General features: G+C 76.6%; 12 protein-coding genes. 5 read left to right on the forward strand and 7 right to left on the reverse strand.

Annotation, left to right across the window (positions count from 1 at the left end):
* The first annotated feature begins 72 nt into the window (after positions 1-72).
* A complete protein-coding gene (locus ACI8AB_RS07075) occupies positions 73-1,074 on the forward strand; it encodes a hypothetical protein (protein WP_456949523.1) in 1,002 nt (333 codons plus the stop codon).
* Here ACI8AB_RS07075 and ACI8AB_RS07080 read toward each other — a convergent pair.
* From ACI8AB_RS07080 to ACI8AB_RS07105, 6 genes are all read right to left on the reverse strand, one after another.
* Positions 1,060-1,914 (reverse strand): hypothetical protein, encoded by an 855-nt coding sequence (locus ACI8AB_RS07080; RefSeq protein ID WP_456949524.1) that lies wholly within the window; start codon positions 1,912-1,914, stop codon positions 1,060-1,062. The two genes, ACI8AB_RS07075 and ACI8AB_RS07080, sit on opposite strands and share 15 nt — an antisense overlap.
* Before the next feature lie 5 nt (positions 1,915-1,919).
* A complete protein-coding gene (locus ACI8AB_RS07085) occupies positions 1,920-4,664 on the reverse strand; it encodes a hypothetical protein (RefSeq protein WP_456949525.1) in 2,745 nt (914 codons plus the stop codon).
* Entirely contained in the window at positions 4,661-8,242 is a 3,582-nt protein-coding gene (locus ACI8AB_RS07090) for a tubulin-like doman-containing protein (protein WP_456949526.1), read from the reverse strand. The genes ACI8AB_RS07085 and ACI8AB_RS07090 overlap by 4 nt, the downstream gene beginning before the upstream one ends.
* Positions 8,243-8,277: 35 nt before the next feature.
* A complete protein-coding gene (locus ACI8AB_RS07095) occupies positions 8,278-11,097 on the reverse strand; it encodes a vWA domain-containing protein (RefSeq protein WP_456949527.1) in 2,820 nt (939 codons plus the stop codon).
* Positions 11,094-11,516 carry a hypothetical protein gene (locus tag ACI8AB_RS07100; protein ID WP_456949528.1) on the reverse strand — a complete coding sequence of 141 codons (423 nt, stop codon included), beginning with the start codon at positions 11,514-11,516 and terminating at the stop codon, positions 11,094-11,096. The genes ACI8AB_RS07095 and ACI8AB_RS07100 overlap by 4 nt, the downstream gene beginning before the upstream one ends.
* A 265-nt stretch (positions 11,517-11,781) precedes the next feature.
* A complete protein-coding gene (locus ACI8AB_RS07105; protein WP_456949529.1) occupies positions 11,782-12,282 on the reverse strand; it encodes a TerD family protein in 501 nt (166 codons plus the stop codon).
* Positions 12,283-12,917: 635 nt separating this feature from the next.
* Here ACI8AB_RS07105 and ACI8AB_RS07110 point away from each other — a divergent pair.
* On the forward strand, positions 12,918-13,058 hold the full coding sequence (locus tag ACI8AB_RS07110; RefSeq protein ID WP_387988812.1) for a hypothetical protein: 141 nt from the start codon (positions 12,918-12,920) through the stop codon (positions 13,056-13,058).
* A gap of 50 nt (positions 13,059-13,108) precedes the next feature.
* On the opposite strand, the gene ACI8AB_RS07115 is transcribed toward ACI8AB_RS07110, so the two are convergent.
* The gene (locus ACI8AB_RS07115) at positions 13,109-15,301 is read right to left on the reverse strand and encodes an MMPL family transporter (RefSeq protein ID WP_456949530.1); all 2,193 of its coding nucleotides are present in this window, start codon (positions 15,299-15,301) and stop codon (positions 13,109-13,111) included.
* Between the two features lie 103 nt (positions 15,302-15,404).
* Here ACI8AB_RS07115 and ACI8AB_RS07120 point away from each other — a divergent pair, with 103 nt between their 5' ends.
* The 3 genes from ACI8AB_RS07120 to ACI8AB_RS07130 all read left to right on the forward strand — a co-directional run bounded on the left by ACI8AB_RS07120 (position 15,405) and on the right by ACI8AB_RS07130 (position 17,763).
* Positions 15,405-16,136 (forward strand): TetR/AcrR family transcriptional regulator, encoded by a 732-nt coding sequence (locus tag ACI8AB_RS07120; protein ID WP_456949531.1) that lies wholly within the window; start codon positions 15,405-15,407, stop codon positions 16,134-16,136.
* 100 nt (positions 16,137-16,236) lie between these two features.
* Positions 16,237-17,217, forward strand: a complete 981-nt coding sequence (locus tag ACI8AB_RS07125; RefSeq protein ID WP_387988815.1) for a ferritin-like domain-containing protein — start codon at positions 16,237-16,239, stop codon at positions 17,215-17,217.
* A 120-nt stretch (positions 17,218-17,337) separates the two neighbouring features.
* Positions 17,338-17,763 (forward strand): hypothetical protein, encoded by a 426-nt coding sequence (locus ACI8AB_RS07130; RefSeq protein WP_456949532.1) that lies wholly within the window; start codon positions 17,338-17,340, stop codon positions 17,761-17,763.
* The last annotated feature ends 41 nt before the right edge of the window (positions 17,764-17,804 follow it).

The following is a 17,804-nucleotide window of genomic DNA, read 5'->3' on the forward strand; positions in this document are numbered from 1 at the left end:
GTCACACTGCGGCGGCGTCCGGCCGGGTGGCCGGGACACGGACGATCCGGATCCGGAGGGGGAAGCTACCCGATGACGGTGCTCATGACGGTCAACCAGCGCGAGCCGCTGCCGGGCGCCCAGTGCCTGGTCGAGTGGCAGGGGCTGCGGCCCGGCGACGAGGTCGCCGCGCACCTGGTGACCGCCTCCGGGCAGCACCTGCGCTTCCCCGACGACGAGGTCCCCGGGCTGCGACGCCAGCCCTGGGCGGACGACACCTGGCTGCTCGACGCCGCCGCGCTGCCCGCGGGGTGGCAGCGGCTGGACCTGGTGGTCACCGCGCCGACGGCGCACCCGCTGTCGCTGTCGCTGGTCGTGCGCACCGGCCCGGGCGCCGGCACGGAGGAGGCCTTCCAGCACCCCGGCCTGGACACCGTCGGGGGCACCGCGACCGCGGCGCTGAGCCTGGCGCCGGCCGACACCGGCTACGCCGTCCTGCCGCAGCAGGTGCCCTACGTCCCGACCCGCGACCCGTGGCTGCGCGGCGGCGGACCCGCGCCCAAGCACGTGGAGGTCCCGCAGGCCCTGCGCGAGGCCACGGCGCTGGCCGGGCACGCCGGCCTGGTCGCCAGCGGCGTCCCGGTGACCGCGGTGCTCGACCTGTCGGCGTCGATGCGCCCGCGGCTGGTGGCCGGCACCGTGGCCAGCGTCCTGGGCGCCGTCCAGGCCCTCGCCGCGGCCGCCGACCAGCCCGCCGTCACGGTGGTGGCGGTCAGCGACCGTCCCCAGCCGCCGCGGCAGCTCGGCCTGGCCGACGACCCCGAGGAGTTCCTCCGCGCCTGGACCGCCGAGATCGGCCTGCGCACCGGGTCGCGGGCGGTCACCACGGCCGGCGACGGCCGTCCGGGCGTCGTGGTCACCGTGACCGACCAGGAGGGCGGCGCCGCGGCGTCCGGCTACCGCGTGGTGCTGGCCGCCCCCGAGCCGGGTGGCACCGTGGCCGCGAGCGGCCTGGGCACCGTCGTCGTCCCGGAGCCCCGCCCCGACGCGGCGGCGGTGGTCAGGGCGCTGGCGCACGCCTCACCAGCCTCCTGAGCCCGGCCGCGGGCCGGGACCCGCGAACGGGTCGGCCGGCCCGGCGGAGTGGTCCGGCGCCGCGAACGGGGTGCGCGGCGCGAACGGGTCCGCGAACGGGTCCACGCCGGCCCGCGGCAGGGGCAGCCCGGGCCGGGGCAGGCCGGGCGTCAGCGGCTCCGGCACCCGGCCGCGGGCGCCGGTGACGACCAGCGCGGTGCTCCAGGCGAGCAGCGCGACCGCGACGCCGAGCAGCAGCCACCACGACGTCCCGACCTCGACCGCCGCGTCGAGGGCGTCGGCCAGGCCGGTGGAGTCGGCGAGCACCCGCAGGGTGTCGCCGACCAGCAGCGCGCCGGCGGCCCACAGCAGCCACCAGGAGGCGCACCAGGCGACCGCGACGGCGGCGATCCGGCTCGGCCGGTGCCAGGCCAGCGCGGCGGCGCCGAGCAGCACGAGGACGGTGGCCCCGGTGGCCGTCGTCAGGCCGAGGTCGCGGACGGTGAAGGACACCTCGCCGGTGACCACGGCCAGCCGGGTGTCGCGCAGACCGGTCACCACGACGACCGCGACGGCGCCCAGGACGGCGAGCGCGACGGCCGCCTCCCGGGCGCCGCGCACCCGCCACGGCGCGGCCGGCCGTGCGCGCACGCCGGCGGCGCCGCCGCGGCGGACGACGTCGACCACCAGCAGCACGACCGGGCCGATGCCGGGGAGCGCCGCCCCCAGCAGCAGGCCCTGCCAGGCCGGCCGGCCCAGTGCGGCGGCCGCCGCGGCGCCGGCCAGGCCCCAGAAGAGCGCGGTGGCCAGCCACATGAGCAGGAAGAGCTGGCCGGTCAGCGTCAGCAGGTCCCACAGCACGGCGGTCAGCTCCTCGTGCCGATGCCGCGCGACACCGGTGCCGGCGGCTCGGGCTCCTCGGGCGTGGACGGGGTGAAGTGCGCGACCTGGTCGAGCGTGAGCTGGCGGGTCAGGTCGAGGCGGGCGACGAAGCGGTCCATGCTGCGGCGGCCGGCCGCCGGGACGACCCGCAGCTGGGTGGCCGCGCCCGGGGGCACCGGGACGCCGACCGCGGCGAGCACGGTGGACTCGACCTGGTTGGCCAGCATCACCGCGCCGGTGGAGCTGAAGCCCTCCCGGTCGAGGTGGGCGGCGCTCCCGAGCACGGGGGAGAGGAACGCCGGGCCGGACACCGTCTCCTCGCGCATGCCCGCGGTCACCGTCACCGTCGGGTGGACGACGGCCAGCGACCACTCCAGCCCGCGCTCCGCACCCAGCCGGGTGAGCCAGTCGACCAGCCGCGCGTCGGCGGCGGCCGCGGCGGCGTGCCGGTCCTCGGGCGTGCCCAGCGTCCGCACCAGCTCGGGAAGCGGCCCCTGGTCGGAGTACCCGGTGTCGCTCCAGACGGCGGAGTGCTCGGCCCGGCCGTAGCGCTGCGAGCGGGCGGCCAGTGCGGCCTTGATGCGGGCCTGCAGCTGGGCGCCGAGCCAGCCGACGTGCACCTGCGCCCGGCGGGCCTCGTGCACCAGCTGGACGTGCTCGTCGGCCGAGAAGCCGGCGGAGCCGACCGCGAGCGACAGCGGCAGCGTCCCGGACAGGCCGGCCGGGTAGGCCGACTCCTCGTCGGCGGTCCCGGTCGCGCCGAACGGGTCGTGGACGACGCGGGAGAGCACCCGGGTCCACAGCCGGCTCTGCCGGTACAGCACGCCCAGCCGCTGCACCTCGCGCGCCACGTGGGCGACGTGCCTCTGGGCCCACTCCCGGCGTGCCCGCTGCTCGTCGCGCTCGTGCAGCCAGGTGAACAGCTCCTTCTGCCGGCGCATGAACACCAGCGCGGAGCTGGTGAACCACACGACCAGCAGGCCGACGCCGACGAGGCTGCCGACGAGGACGGAGAGGACCTCGCCGACGACCAGCCCGGCGACCAGCAGCAGGGCGGCCACCACCGCGGCCAGGGCGCCGAGCACGAACCGGCGGGTGCGCCGCTGGGTCTCCAGGATGCGCGCCGGCGGCTCGTCGCCGCCGGTGTCCCCGGCCGTCCCGATCGCCTCGCTCAGCGTCCGGCGGGCCTGCTCGAGCTCCCAGGACAGCGACGAGCCCAGCGCCCAGGTGAAGCTGCGCTGCCGGGCCATCCAGGCGCCCAGCGACCGCAGGGTGCCGTCGAGGACGGCGTAGCGGGACGGGTCGTTCGCGCCCGCGGCGGGCCGGTCGCGCTCGCCGGTCAGCAGCCGGTGGGCCTGGGCGGCGAGGTAGGGGTCGTCGGGGTGCACCTCGACGGCGCCGACCTCCGGCAGCGCGCCGACCGGCAGCCGGTGCGCGGGCTCGTCCGGCGGCGGGACGATGAGCTCCGGCCGGTCGAGCACCTGCCGGTCCTGGCCGAACTGGGGCATCCGCACGCCGGGGTGCACCGCCGACCCGTCGGCCAGGCTGACGCCGACCGCCGTGACCTCGCTCCAGAACGCGCCCGCGTCGACCGTGGCGACCTCGCTGCCCGGGGACACCTGGGCCGACAGCCGCGTCGCCTCGTCGATGAGCACGCTGATGTCGTCCTCGTCGGCCGACTGCGGCGGACGGTTGGCCGGCCGGACGCCGAGCACGAGCACCTCGTAGCCCGACCGGTCGCCGAAGAGCCGGTCGTTGGCCCACCCGGCGAGCGCGCCGGCGGTCCGGTGCACCAGCCCCTCGACCCACGCCCTGGGGGCGTTCCGGATCGCCGCCCACAGGAAGGACAGGAACATCCGGACCGCCTGCAGCAGCCCGACGCCGGTGCGCGGCGCGGGCGTGAACGGCGGCGGGGCGGCGAACCGGGTCAGGTCGCGGTGCAGCTCCAGGACCGCGGTCGCCGCGGCCTCCGCGGCGGGCAGCGCCTGCACGTCGGGGACGTCGGGAAGCCGGTCCCCGCGGGGCGTGCGCGCCCGGGGGAGCGGCCCCTCGGCCCGGTACACCTGCTCGGACAGCCCGGTGAACACCGCCTGCGAGTCCAGGGTGCGGGCGTAGGCGCGGGCGACGGTCACCTGCGTGCCCGGCCACACCTGGGTGCCGTCGAACGGCGCCTCGGCCATCGCCGTCCAGAGCCCGGCGACGGTGGCCAGGCCCGAGGCGGCGTGCGCGGCGAGCTCGCCGGCCGGCACCGGCCGGCTCACCGCGGTCGGGCTCTGCCCGTCGCGCGCCTGCAGCAGGACGTTGGGCCGGGACCCGACGACGGCGTCCTCGGGGACGGGCGTCGCACCGGTGGCGGGGACGAGCAGGTTGACCAGCGGCGCGTGGCCCAGGCCGATCCGCTCGAGCAGGGCCAGGGCCGCGGTCGTCGCCGGGACGGCGGGCCGCGGCGCGGTGCCGGCGTCGTCCGTGAAGACCTGCACCAGCACCACGCGCGCCCCGGTGATGCCCGAGACGGCCAGCCACTGCTCGGCCGGGGACGTGCGCGCGCCGTCCCGGTCGACGACGGTCAGCCGCGGCGGCCCGGCCGGCTGGTCCAGGTCGATCCACACCGACGGGCCGAGCAGGTCGGCCGCCGTCCAGTCACGGACGACCTCCCGGACGTCCGCCGCCGCGCCGCCGCCGAACCGGCCGAGGACGACCGTCGTGGGGCCGGAGCCGGGGGCGGTCACGCGCGCGTCCGGGTGATGCCGCTGGACGCCTGCGACGCCAGGGAGAGCCCGGTGTAGTCGGGCAGCTCCAGGTTGGCCAGCAGCTGGGAGCTCGCGGTGAGCAGCTGCGGCGCGATCTCCCAGTCCCGCGGCACCTTCCAGAAGTTGTGGGGGCTCACGGTGCTGAAGTCCCCGCGCGGGCCCGGCACGGACGCGTCCGGCGGCAGCAGGCTCGTGGCGTCCTCACCCAGCGACGCGCACCACTCCCGGGCCTCGGCCAGCCGCTGCTCCGGCGTCGCCACGACCGGGGCCTCGCCCCAGGGCAGCGCACCGCTGCGGGTCCGGCCGTCCCGGATCCAGGTGAGCAGCGCGTCGTTCGGCTGCCGCTCGTCGGCCGACTGCAGGAACCGGCCGAGCTGGAAGAGGGCCTGGTAGGGCTGCAGCGCCGGCAGCTGGGTGTTGCCGTCGCACAGTGCCAGGGCCAGGGGCAGGGACTCGACGACGGCGGCCAGCAGGCCCCAGCCGGGCGCGTCGCGGGCGGGGTCCTCGGCGCCGAGCAGCGGGTGCGGCAGCCGGGTGAAGGTGCGCAGTTCCTCCGACCACACCGCGACCCCGCCGTCGAGGATCGGGCCCTCGCCGGGCACGAGCACCTCGCCGGTGAGCCGGCCGACCAGCCAGCCGGTGACCATGGCCTGCAGCCAGGTGCGGGACACCGGGGCGAAGTCGGTCAGCGACCGGCCACGGCGCCAGCGCCAGAAGCTGCCGCGCAGCTGCGGGGAGTTCGACTCGGTCCACTGCTTCCGGATGGGACGCTGCAGCGACGAGAAGACGACCGGGTTGTAGATGCCGGCGTAGTTGCCCAGGATGTCGATCCGGCTCTGCGGGCCCTCGGTGACCGCGTGGTGCAGCCGCTCGACGGCGTCGTGGTCGCTCGCGCCGCGGCGCAGCGCGTCGGCCATCCGCTCGACGACGTCCCGGTGCGCCGTCAGGGGCACCTCGCCGAACTGGTAGGTCACCTCGACCCGGACGTCGTGGACCGCCTGGACCATCCCGGTGTCCACGGCCACGAGCGGGGCGGCCAGCTGCAGCGCCGCCTCGAAGCGGTCGACGAAGTGGCGGGCGAGCGCCTCCCGCTCGTGCAGCCCCGCCCCCTCGCGACGGAGGTAGGCGTCGAGCCCCTGCTGGATGAACCCGCCCATGACCTGGTCGGGCCGGTTGACCCAGACGCGGGCGCCGTCGAGCAGCGCCGTGGCGTCGAGCTCGACGCGGTAGGTGGCCCGCCGGGACGGGTTGAGGGAGGCGAGCGCCTGCGGCCACCACTCCGACCGGCGGCCGATCCGCACCGGCGAGCCGTTGACGTCGATGCCGGTGAGCCGCTCGGCCGGGCGGACGCCACCGCGGACGTCGGCGTGCAGCCAGGTCAGCGCCTCGAAGACGGCGAGCTCCTCGGCGCGCTCGGCGGACACGGAGCCGCCGCCGGGGGCGAAGCCGTTGAAGGTCTGCACCAGCTGGTCGGCGAACGACCGCGGGTAGGTGGCGATGTCCTCGAGCAGGACCTCGTTCTCGGCGGTGGCGAAGCGGCCGGGGACGTCGTCACCGACCGGCCACTGCTGCACCTCCGTCGTCGCCACGGTCGACACCGGGGCGGCGCCGACGGTCGCCCGCTCGGCGGCCTCGAGCGCCTCGCGGGCGTGCTGCAGGCCGGTGCGCAGGGGCGGCAGCAGGTCGGTGCCGAGCTGGGCGAGCAGGTCACCGGCGAGGGCCGCGCCCTTGCGGACGAACAGGTCGGCGAAGTGCTGCCGGATGCGGGTGACGGCCCGGCCGACGACGCCGTGGTTGGCGTCGATGGCCGAGGTGACCGTCTGCAGCTCGGCGGTGACGTCGGCGGCGATCTCCTGGGGGTGCAGCGTCGTCGCGGAGTTCCGGATCAGCTGGTCGGCGGCCGCCTGGAGGTCGGAGGCCAGCGTCTCGAGCACCCGCTCGGCCACCGGCAGCCCGCGCTCGCCGGCGACCAGGAGCACCGCCTTCTCCAGCCGGACCTGGATGTCCTGCACCCACCTCGCGGCGGCCTCGCGCAGCTCGGCGTCCGCCGCGTCCACGGTCTTCTGGAACGACGAGGTGATGAACCCGGCCAGCTGCTGGGCGAAGTGGGCGCCCTTCGCCGCGTAGCCCGGCACCATCGCCGGGGCGACGGCGGTGGAGGTGGAGTTCGCCGCGAGGGTCTCGCGTGCCTGGGCGGTCCAGACGTCGTCGACCAGGTGCCGCAGGTAGCTGGTGTCCCGCAGGCGCAGGTCCGGCAGGCCGGCCCACTGCAGGAACTGCGGGTAGTACTCGGCCGCCGTGGCGGCGACCGCCTGCTGGGGGCTGCGCTCGCCGCTGTGCACCGTGACGTCCCAGTGGCCGCGGAGCAGCCGCTCGAGCCCGCGGCGGGCCAGGCGCTGGGCGGCGTACTCGGCGTACCGGTCCCGCCCCAGGCCCAGGGACGCGAAGCCGATCGAGCCGAAGACCAGCGGCTCGGTGGTCTCGATCTCGGCGCCGTGCCTGGCGGGCTGGACGCTGAGCTGGGTGCGGTCCTGCAGGGAGGTGGCCGCGGACTCCAGGTTGCCGATGGCGTAGGCCTTGAGGCTGGTCTGCTGGGCCTCGGAGACGAACAGCGAGGCCAGCGACCGGGCGAAGCCGCGGTAGACGGTCTCCGAGGCGCCGTCGCCGAACCGGGCACCGGTGATGCCGTTGTAGGCCCCGACCGGGAAGGCCAGCAGCGGCCCGCGGCCGGGCTTCACCGGCTGCGGGACGCCGCCGTAGACCGACCACTCCTGGGGGGTCCACGGCGCCTGCCGGGCGGCCATCGACGACATGAGCTCGGCGACCGTGCCGAGGGCGTTGGCGTTCACCCCGGCCCGGCGGTTGGCCTGCAGCCGCTCGAACACGTCCGGCGTGTACAGGAAGGCCAGGGCCTGCTCGGCGGGGAAGTTGGGCACCTGCCCGGCGACGGCGCGCAGCAGGTTGCAGACGTCGAGGGTCATGGACGCGCCGGTGCCGCCGGCCAGCGAGGACACGACGAAGACCAGCGTGCCCTGGGAACCCTTGTCGTCGAGCTTGAGCAGGTTCGACAGCGTGCGCAGGTCGCTGTCGGCCGCGCCCTGGTTGAGCCGCTCGGCCACCGGGACCAGCCGGTCGTAGACCAGGCCGGCCCGGGCCAGGGTCAGCAGCCGCCCCACCGCCCGGTACTGACCGGCGCCCTCGGTGATCGGTGTCGTCACCTTGCCCGGGTCCGGGCGCCAGCGGGCCAGCTGGCGCAGCTGGCTGCCGCTGGGCTGGGAGGAGAGGGTGGTCTGCAGCGCCGAGTCGAGGACGGCGTAGCTGTCGGTGGGGTTGCTCACCGGGATGTACGTGCCGCCCTGCGCCGGCACGGTCTGCGGCAGGCCGGGGCCGACGCCGTCGGGCGCCGAGGGCACGTCGATGTGCACGAACTCCCAGCACCGGGGCAGGTGGTCGGCGGTCCAGCCCTTCGCGGACAGCTCCGAGCGCAGCTGGTCCATGAGGAACTGCAGGGTCTTGCCGCCCGAGCCGCCCAGGCCGACGACGCAGATCTTGTACACGGGGTCTCCAGGTCAGTGCGGGGTGCGTGGCGCCGTCAGCGCCGGGACGGGTCGGAGGAGGGGGACGGCCACGGGGAGCCGCCGCCCCCGGCGAACGGGTCGCGCGCCGGCGGTGCCGGCGACGCCGGTGTCGCCGGCGGCCACGAGCCGCCCCCGCCCGGCCACGCCGGCGCGGGGCTGCCGCCGAACGGGTCCGGCGCCGGGCCGCCGCCGGGCGGGGTGCTCCCGCCCGAGGGGCCGCCGAACGGGTCCGGCGGGGGCGGGGGAGCCGTCGGGGCGTCGGCGCTCTCCCGGGCCGCGGCCCGCAGGCTGTCGACGGCGCCGGGACCCTCCGCGCGGACACGGGACAGCAGTGCCTCCCGCTGCTCCGCGGTGGCCACCGCGTCGACGACGAGCAGCAGCCGGGCCGGGACCTCGGCGGCGTCGGAGGCCGCCGTCGCCCGGTCCAGCAGCAGCGTCCAGCTGCCGGCCAGGGCCAGCGGCAGCCGCGCGGCGAGCGACTTCGGCGCCCGTCCGCCCGGCGCGCCGGACACGCCGACCCGCGCCCGGTCCTCGACCTCGGCGTAGCCGGCCTCGGTGAGCTTCACGCCGGCGCGGGCCCGCACCGGGACGCCCGAGAGGACGGCCTGCTTGCGGCCGCCGCCGGGCGGCGGGACCGGGTCCCACGTGCGGTCCGGCGCGGCGCCGGACAGCCCGCCCGGGCCCACCCGCACGTCCAGCAGCGTCGACTGCAGGGGCTTGTCGGGCAGCTTGGCGGCGATCCGGCGGCCGAGGAGGAACACCAGCACCGGCAGGCCGATGCCGACGACGAGCGCGGCGAGGAAGACACCGATGAGCACGCCGGTGTCGGCCGGGCGGACGAGCTCGGCGCCGTAGGCCACCCGCACGTCGACCGCGCGGGCCTCGCGCTCGCCGGCGTCGACGCCCTCGGGCGCCGCGCGCAGCACCAGGTCGCCCCGCAGGTCACCGGCCTCGACGACGCCGCTCTCCAGCTGCACCGTCAGCTCCCCGGTGTCGCCCTCGGCGACCTCCAGGCACTCCTCCGCGCTGCCGTGCGGCGAGGTCGCGGTGACCTCGTCGACCCCGGCGGGGTGGACGTCGAGCGTCGCGGACCCCACCCACACGCAGCCGGGGCCGGTGACCGGGATCGTCACGGTGTCGCTGGGCTCGGTGCCCTCCAGCCGGCCGAAGTCGACCGGGTCGGCGGAGACGGTCGGGAAGCCCAGCGGCGGGAGGACGTCGACCTGCGCGGTGCGCACCTGCGGCTGCAGCACCTGGCCGCTGACCGTGGTGACCGCGAGCGAGGTGCGCAGCTCGGCGGGGCCCGGCGGGAAGTCCGCGGGCACCGTCAGCCGCACGGCGCCCAGCTGCGGACCGGGGACGGCGGTGGCCAGCACGGCCTCGGTGCCGTCGTCCGCGCGCAGCGCGACGTCGAGGGCGAGGGTGGGCGCCGGGTCGCCGAGCGCGGCCGGTGTCCCGTCCGAGCGGACGAGCGCGAACGACAGCGGTCCGACGTCCTCGCCGACCCGCCACTCGACGGGAGCCCCTGGGCCGACGACCGCGGCCAGGTCGGCCTGGATGGTCAGCTGGGTGCGGGTGACGGCGTCCGGGTTCTGCCCGGTCGGGTCGACGAAGACGACCCGCCAGGGGCCCGACCAGTTGGCGCCGCCGGCCGGGATCGACGCGTCGACCGAGAAGGCGCCGTCGGCGTACCAGGTGTAGTCGAGGCCCACCGCGCCGGCGGGGAGGACGCCCGAGGGCCGGGCGGCGTCGTAGCGCAGCAGCTGCGGCTGCGGCACGCCGGGCGGCTGGACGAAGACGTCGATCCCCGCCGCGTCGGACGTGCCCACGAGGTGGATGGAGGTGATCGAGGCGTCGAGGGTGAAGGTGTGCGCCTGCTGCGGGCAGGCCGCGCCCACGCAGACGCCCTTCTCGTCCACCGGCTGCGGCGGGTTGGCCGGGTCGCCCACGGCGTCGAAGGCGAGCACCAGGTCCTGGACGTCGTCGGCGGAGAGGAACAGGCCGTAGGGGGCGGCCTGGCCGCACGGGGACGGCGCGGACTCGGCGATGCTCCCGAGCAGGCCCAGGTCCACGCCGTCGCCGGTCAGGCCCAGCGCGATGAGCAGGATGCGGTCCTCGCGGAGCTGGTCGGCCACGCCGCCGGGCCGGCAGAGGTCGCTCCGGCCGGCCTCGGCCACCTGGGCGGCGGCGTCGTCCGAGGTGATCGGGACGCCCTCCGCGCCGGGGATCGGCAGGGTCTCGCCGTACTGCCGGCGCTCGGCGTCGGTGTCGCGGGCGGACAGCTCGTACTGGCCGTCGGTGAACAGCACCAGCGCCTGGCACGGGCGGGCCGACGCGGGGTCGCGGTGGTCGACCAGCTGCTGGCGGGCCGTGGTCAGCGCCGTCCAGTAGTCGGTCTCGAAGCCGTCGTCGCGGCCGGCGAAGTCCGCGACCGCGGCCGAGGCGTCGGGCAGGGAGCCCTCGGTCAGCGGCGACCAGTCCAGCGCCCCGCGGACCCCGGCGGAGAAGCCGCTGACGGCGAGGTCGACGGTCGCGCCGCTGCGGGCGGCCGTGTCGGCGAGGCGGGCCAGCAGCAGCTGCGCGGCGGCGACCCGGGTGTCGCCGGGGTCGGTGCGGCCGAGGCTGCCGCTCTCGTCCACGAGCAGCAGGACGTCGGCCTGCTGCTGGTCGGCGAGGCAGGCGCCGAGGTCCTGCAGCGCGGCGGTGCCCACGGGGGACGGCGCGGCGGCCGCCGGGACGGCGAGGCCGGTCAGCGCGAGGACGGCGCCGAGGCAGACCAGCAGGAGCGCGGTCGCGCGGCGGGGGAGTGCTGTGTTGATGGCTCGCAGGGTCACGCGAACACCTCGAGGCGGGAGAACCAGTCGGCGAACAGCCAGGCGTGCGCACCGGCGGCGAGCAGGGCGAGGACGACGGTGCCCAGCCGCAGCGCGCTCACCAGGCCGTCGCGGCCGAGGTACCAGGCGGAGGCCCGGCGCCGTGTGTCGGCGAGCGTGGCGGCGATGAGCAGCGCGGCGGCGCCGAAGGTGGCGACCGCCCAGCCGAGGACGTGCCAGCCCCATCCGCCGAGGAACAGCAACGGCACGGTCACCAGCGGGGCGAGCAGCGCCGCGGCCAGCAGGGCGACCGGCGGCGTCGCCCGCCCGGCCGGCGCCCCGGCGGGCGTCGGACCCCACGGGGAGCCGGTGCTCCCGAGCGGGCCCGGGACGGGTGCGCCGGGGGACGGGAACCCGCCGGGGGACGGGAAGCCGCCCATCGACGGGAACCCGCCGGGCGAGGGGAACCCGCCCGGTGCGGGCGCGTTGCCCGTGGGTCCGGACGGCCAGGCCCCCCAGGGGCCGGCTCCACCGGGGCCAGTCACGCGGCGCTCCCGGCGGTCGGCCGCGGGCCTGTGGGCACGCGAGGGACGAGCATCGGTTCCCCCCGTCGGTGGGCCCCACACCGAGGTGCGGGTCGGTCGAGTATCGGTATCGGCCCTGGCGGCGACGCCTGAAGTCGTCCGCGGCCGTGGTCTGTCCCGGTCAGCCCGGGAGGCCCACCGAGCGCAGGAGTCCCGCCCGGCCCTGGGTGAGGCCCTGGCCGATCGCGCGGACCTTCCACTGGCCCGAGCGGCGGTACACCTCGGTCACCAGCAGGCCGGGGGCGTCCGGCAGGTCCTCCACCGGGTAGGCGGCCAGCGGCTCGCCGGACGCGGTGCGCACGGTCGCGGTCAGGCCGGTCAGCGCCCGCGCGCCGGGACCGGGCACGTCCAGCGCGAGGACGACGCCGGCGACGTCGTCCGGGGTGGCGCGCAGGTCGACGAGCACCTCGAAGCGCTCGCTGCCGCCGGTCGACGTCGGGCGCTGCCAGGTGACCTGGTGCGCCGGGCTCAGTGCCCGGCCGCGGTCGTCGCAGGCGACCGCGGTCAGGACGGCGGGCACGCCGGCACCGCGCCAGCCGAGCTCGACCCGGACCTGGGCGGCCGGCTGCTGCGATGCCGAGCGCAGCGGTGCGTTGGCGCCCCGCACCAGCGTGGTCGTCATGCGCGGCGTCCTCCTGTGCAGTGCCGGGCGCTCTCCGCGCCGGCCCCGGGGAGAGTAGGTCGGGAACCGGCCGGTGTCGCTGATCCCGGACGCGCCGTGACCTTCTGGTGTCAGACGGTGAGGCAGGTGGGACGGAGGAGGGGCACGGGGCAGGAGAGGACCCGACCGTCCGTCCTCCCGCCCGCCGTCGGCGGGCTGCTGTCTCGGGCCCTCCTGAGGCGACCGCAGGTCGACATCCGGCGCCTGCGCGCCCCGTCAGCGGCCGGTGTGTGCCGGACGGGGGAACGGGGTGGGTCGATCGGGTGACGTCTCGTCCCACCGGCGCGCCCGGGCTCCCGCCGCGGACGGGGCGCCGTCATCCTCGGCGCCCACCGTCCCGGGAGGTCCCGTTGAGCTCCTCGCACCGCTGTCCCGCGCAGGTCTGCACCTGCCCGCCTGCGTCCCGCCCCGTCGCGACCGCCGTCGTGCGCCGCCGCCCGGGGTGGGGGAGCGGTCCCGCCGCGCCGTCGTCGCCGGCTTCGATGACGGATCGCTGACGAGACGTCACACCCGTCCCACAGGCGGGCACGACGTCGCAGGTGGGTGGCATGTTCTGGCTCCCGGGTCCTGACGGACCCCCGAGCGAGGAGACCCGCGTGCTGTGTGACACCTGCGCCGCCGAGACGCACCCCGGCCCGGTCTGCGCCCGCTGTGCCGCGTTGGCGCAGCTGACCCAGCCGGTGCTGCGGCTGGAGACCCGCCGCCGGCCCCCGGTCCCCCCGGCGCCGGCGCGCTGAGACGCCGCACCGGCTCCGCGGCGGTCCCGCGGAGCCGGTGCGACCCGCACTCACCCGACGCCGGCCGGCTCCGGCACCCGCGGCGGCGACACCGGGGCGGCCGGGTCCCCGCCGTCGGACTCGCGGATGCCGTACCGGGCGTAGAACCGGCCCAGCGGCCCCGGCGCCCACCAGTTGGCCCGCCCCAGCAGCCGCATCGTCGCCGGCACCAGCAGGGTCCGGACGACGGTCGCGTCCAGCACGATCGCGATCGCCATCGCGACGCCGATCATCTTGATGAAGGTGATCCCCGAGGTGGAGAACGCCCCGATCACCACGAGCAGCAGCAGCGCCGCGCTGGTGATGATCCCGCCGGTGCGCTGCAGCCCGGTGGCGACGGCGGTGGTGTTGTCGCCGGTCAGGTCGTACTGCTCGCGTATCCGGGACATGAGGAAGACCTCGTAGTCCATCGACAGCCCGAACACGATGGCCAGCACCAGGATCGGCTGGGTCGCCTCGATGAAACCGGTCGGGGTGAAGCCCAGGACGCCGGAGAGGTTCCCGTCCTGGAAGATCCACACCAGCGCGCCGAACGAGGCGCCCAGCGACAGCACGTTCACCAGCACCGCCTTGACCGGCAGCACCACCGACCCGAAGGCCAGGAACAGCAGCACGAACGTCGTCGAGACGACGGTCAGCGCCATCCACGGCAGCAGCGAGCCGAGGCTGTCCAGCAGGTCGGTCATCACCGCGCTCTCGCCGCCGACGAGCACCTCGCCACCCGGCGGGGCGGGCACGTCGCGGACGTCGGCGACCAGCGCGCGGGCGCCGGCGTCGACCGGGTCGCCGTCGTAGGCCACCGCCACCCGCGCGGTCGTGCCGGCCGCGCCGGTCACCGTCGCGCCGTCCACCTCCGGCAGCGCGGCGACGTCGGCGACGTAGGCCTCGAGCGCGGCGGCGCCGGCGGGGGAGTCGACCGGGTCGGGCAGGCCGACCACGGCGGTCACCGGGCCCGACGGCGCCGGTGGGAAGTCGCGGTCGATCGTCTCGGCCACCACGCGGCTCTCCGTGCCGGCGGGCAGCGCGCGGACGTCGATCGCGCCGAACTGCACCCGCAGGAACGGCAGCGCCAGCACCAGCAGCAGCCCGACGACGGCGACGGTCACCACCACCGGCCGGCGCATGACGCCGCGCGCGATGCGCTCCCACGCGCCGCGGCCGGACGCAGCGTGCCGCGCCCGGCGGCGCCACGGCACCGACAGCGCGTCCACCCGCGTCCCGAGCACCGCCAGCAGCGCGGGCAGCAGGGTCAGCGCGGCGAGCATCGCGACCAGCACCGCGCTCACCCCGCCGAAGCCCATCGAGCGGAGGAACACCTGCGGGAACACCACCAGCCCGGCCAGTGACAGCGCCACGGTGATCCCGGAGACGGCGACCGTGCGGCCCGCCGTCGCCATCGTGCGCGCCAGCGCGTCCTCGACGGTGGCCTGCCGGCGCACCTCCTCGCGGAACCGGCTGACGACGAACAGGCCGTAGTCGATGGCCAGCCCCAGGCCGAGGATCGTCACGATGTTGACCGCGAACACCGACACCTCGGTGAACAGGCTGACCACCCGCAGCGCGGTGAACGCCCCGAGGATCGCGGTGACGCCGATGGCCAGCGGCAGGCTCGCGGCCGCCAGGCTCCCGAACACGACGACGAGCAGCACCGCCAGCACCGGCAGCGAGATCGCCTCGGCGCGGGCGATGTCGGCGCTGACCCGCTCGTTGATGTCGCGCTCCACCGTGGTGGCGCCGCCGATCGACGTCTCCAGGCCGGGCGCGGACAGCCGGTCCTCGACCACGTCGACGGCCGCGGTGCGCGCGTCGGCGTCCCCGGCCAGTTGCAGCACGGCGTAGGTGGAGCGGCGGTCCTCGCTCACCAGCGGCGCGGCGCCGGTGTCGAACCAGGTCGTGGCCCGCTCGACCACGCCGTCGGGGAGCCCGGTCAGGGACGTGGCGACCGCGTCCCGGAAGGCGGGGTCGTCGACGGTCAGGTCGTCGCTGCGGTACAGGACGACGACATCGGAGTCGTCGCGGCCGAGCTCGCGGACCGCCAGCCCGGCGGCCCGGGCGCTCTCGCTGCCCGGGTCCTCGAAGCCGCCGCCGGTCAGCCGGCCGAAGACGCCCGTGCCCCACACACCGGCGACGACGACGGCGACGGCGCTGAGCGCCAGCACCCACCGTCGCCGTCGGTACACCACTCGTCCGAGAGCCTCGAACACGGCAGCCCCTCCCTCTCCCGCTAAGCTGGGTGAACACCGTTAGCGAACGGCGATAACTCTGCATACACCGTTCACTGACGTCAACCCCGGGAGGTGGTCGGCCGTGGCGGAGCCGGGAGGCAGGCGCGAGCGGCTGCGCGCCGAGACGCTGCATGACATCCGGAGCGCGGCCCGCCGCGTGCTGGTCGAGCACGGGCCCGACGGGCTGGCGCTGCGGGCGATCGCGCGCGAGGTCGGGCTGACCGCGCCCGCGCTGTACCGCTACTACGCCAGCCGCGAGGAGCTCGTCGAGCAGGTGGTGGCCGACCTCTACGACGAGCTGTGCGACCACCTCGAGGCCGCGCGCGACGCCGTCGTCCCGCCCCGGCCCGGCGCGCAGCTGCTGGTCACCTCACGCGCCTTCCGTGCGTGGGCGGTCGGCCACCCGCCCGAGTTCGGGCTGCTCTTCGGCTCCGCGGCCGACGGCGTCGTCCCCGACGAGACCGGCGACGGGCCGGCCGCGGTCGCCGGCCGCCGCTTCGGGGGGATCTTCGCCGCCCTCCTGGCGGCCGTGTACCTCCAGCGGCCGTTCCCCGTCCCGGCCGACGCCGACCTCGAGCCCGACTTCCGGGACCAGCTGCGCACCTGGTGCGCCACGTTCCCGGTCGAGCTCCCGCTGGGCGTGATGGCGGTCTTCCTCTCCTGCTGGGTGCGCCTGTACGGACTGGTCTGCATGGAGGTCTTCGGGCACCTGAGGTTCGCCCTGGTCGACGCCGCGCCGCTGTTCGAGACGGAGATGCGGGCGATCGGGGAGCAGCTGGGCATCTCGACCGACTGGGTGCCGCCGGGGACGTGACGTGCCTCACTGCTAGCAATCCGCTTGCTGTTGTTAGCAGTGTCCGGTGACGGGGCAGGAAGAGGGGGTCAGGCCGTCCCCGATCACTGGAGTCCCCGCCGTGACCGACAACGACAACGCCAAGATCGTCAACCAGCTCCGCGCGCTCGTCCTGCTCAGCCAGACCGAGGAGCAGATCGCCCGCACCCGGGTGCTGCAGGCCCGGACCGACGCCGTCCGCCGCGAGCTGACCCAGAACGCCGACAACGCCGCCGAGCGGACCCGCCTGATCACCGCCGAGCTGCGCGAGCTCGGTGGCGTGCCGGACGTCGTGACCCCGAGCCTCGGCCGGCTGGGCGCCGTCCTCAAGGCCACCTTCGAGCAGGCCGCGCCCATCGAGGAGGCGCTGCTGCAGGACCTCGTGCTCGAGCACCAGCTGCTCGACCGCGCCCTGTACCTCAAGGTGCTCGGCCAGAAGGCCGGCCTCGAGAAGGTCGTGCGGCTCGCCGAGGGTCTGGTCACCGCCCACGAGGCGACCGTCGACTGGCTGCGCGTCGTGCTGGCCGAGGAGGCGCTGGGCGGGCCCGCCGCGCTGCGGCCCACGCCCTTCCAGCAGGTCGCCGGCGCCGCGAGCCGGGCCGTCGTCGCCCCGTACCGCTTCGTCGCCAGCCGGGTGAACGAGGCCCTGGACACCGCCGAGCAGCGGCGGCAGAAGGTCGGCGAGGAGATCGGGCAGGCCGCCAGCAAGGCCAGCGGCTTCGCGGGCGCCGTCCGCGAGACCCTGGGAGCCGGCCGGAGCGCCGCGCTGCGCCGGGCCGAGCGGGTCGCCGACCGCGAGGGCAACCGCGAGGCCGCCGACGCCGCCCGGGCCGCCCGCGAGGAGCTCGGCGACGTCTCCGCCGACGAGCTGCCCGTCAAGGGCTTCGACTCGCTGTCGACCCCGGACGCCGCCGAGGCCGCCAAGGCCCTGCGCGACCCGCGCCAGATCAACGTGCTCATCCGGTACGAGGAGACGCACAAGAACCGGTCGGACGTGATCAGCGCCGCGCAGGTGGCGCTGGCCGCGGTGGCCAAGGAGGCCGTGGGCGTCGAGGACGAGTGACGCCGGGCTGACACGCTCCGGAGGGCCCGCACCCACCCTGGGTGCGGGCCCTCCGCTGACCGGGGGAGATCCGCGTCGCAGCCGGTCGCGACCGTCCGGTTCCTCGGGGAAGGTGGGGGCATGCAGATCACTCCCGAGGCCCTGGAGCAGGAGTTCTCGCTCCAGACGGCCGCCACCCGCCTCGACTTCCTGAGCCGGCGGGACTCCGGGGCGACGACTCTCAACACCGTCCGTGACCGGAACGACGACGACTGGGCCTCGCTGCTGAGCGAGCAGACCTCCCTCGACGTGCCGGAGTCCCTGGAGATCCTCGCGCTCGGCGAGGTCATCGCCCGCAAGGCCCACGACAGCCAGCTGACCGGCTTCCGCGCCGCGCTGCGCGGCGGGGCGAGCTGGGAGCAGATCGCCGCGGCACTGGGCGTCACCCCGGACCAGGCCTGGGAGGCCTACCACCGGGCCATCGAGCGCCAGGAGCGCAGCGCCGACCTCGCGCCCGACGAGGCCGCCTCCGCCCGCGAGCTCGCCGGCGGACGCCCCGGCGCCTGATCGACCGCCGCGTGGGGCCGGCCGCCGGGGGGGGCGCGGCC

The organism is Geodermatophilus sp. SYSU D00698, from assembly GCF_054050335.1.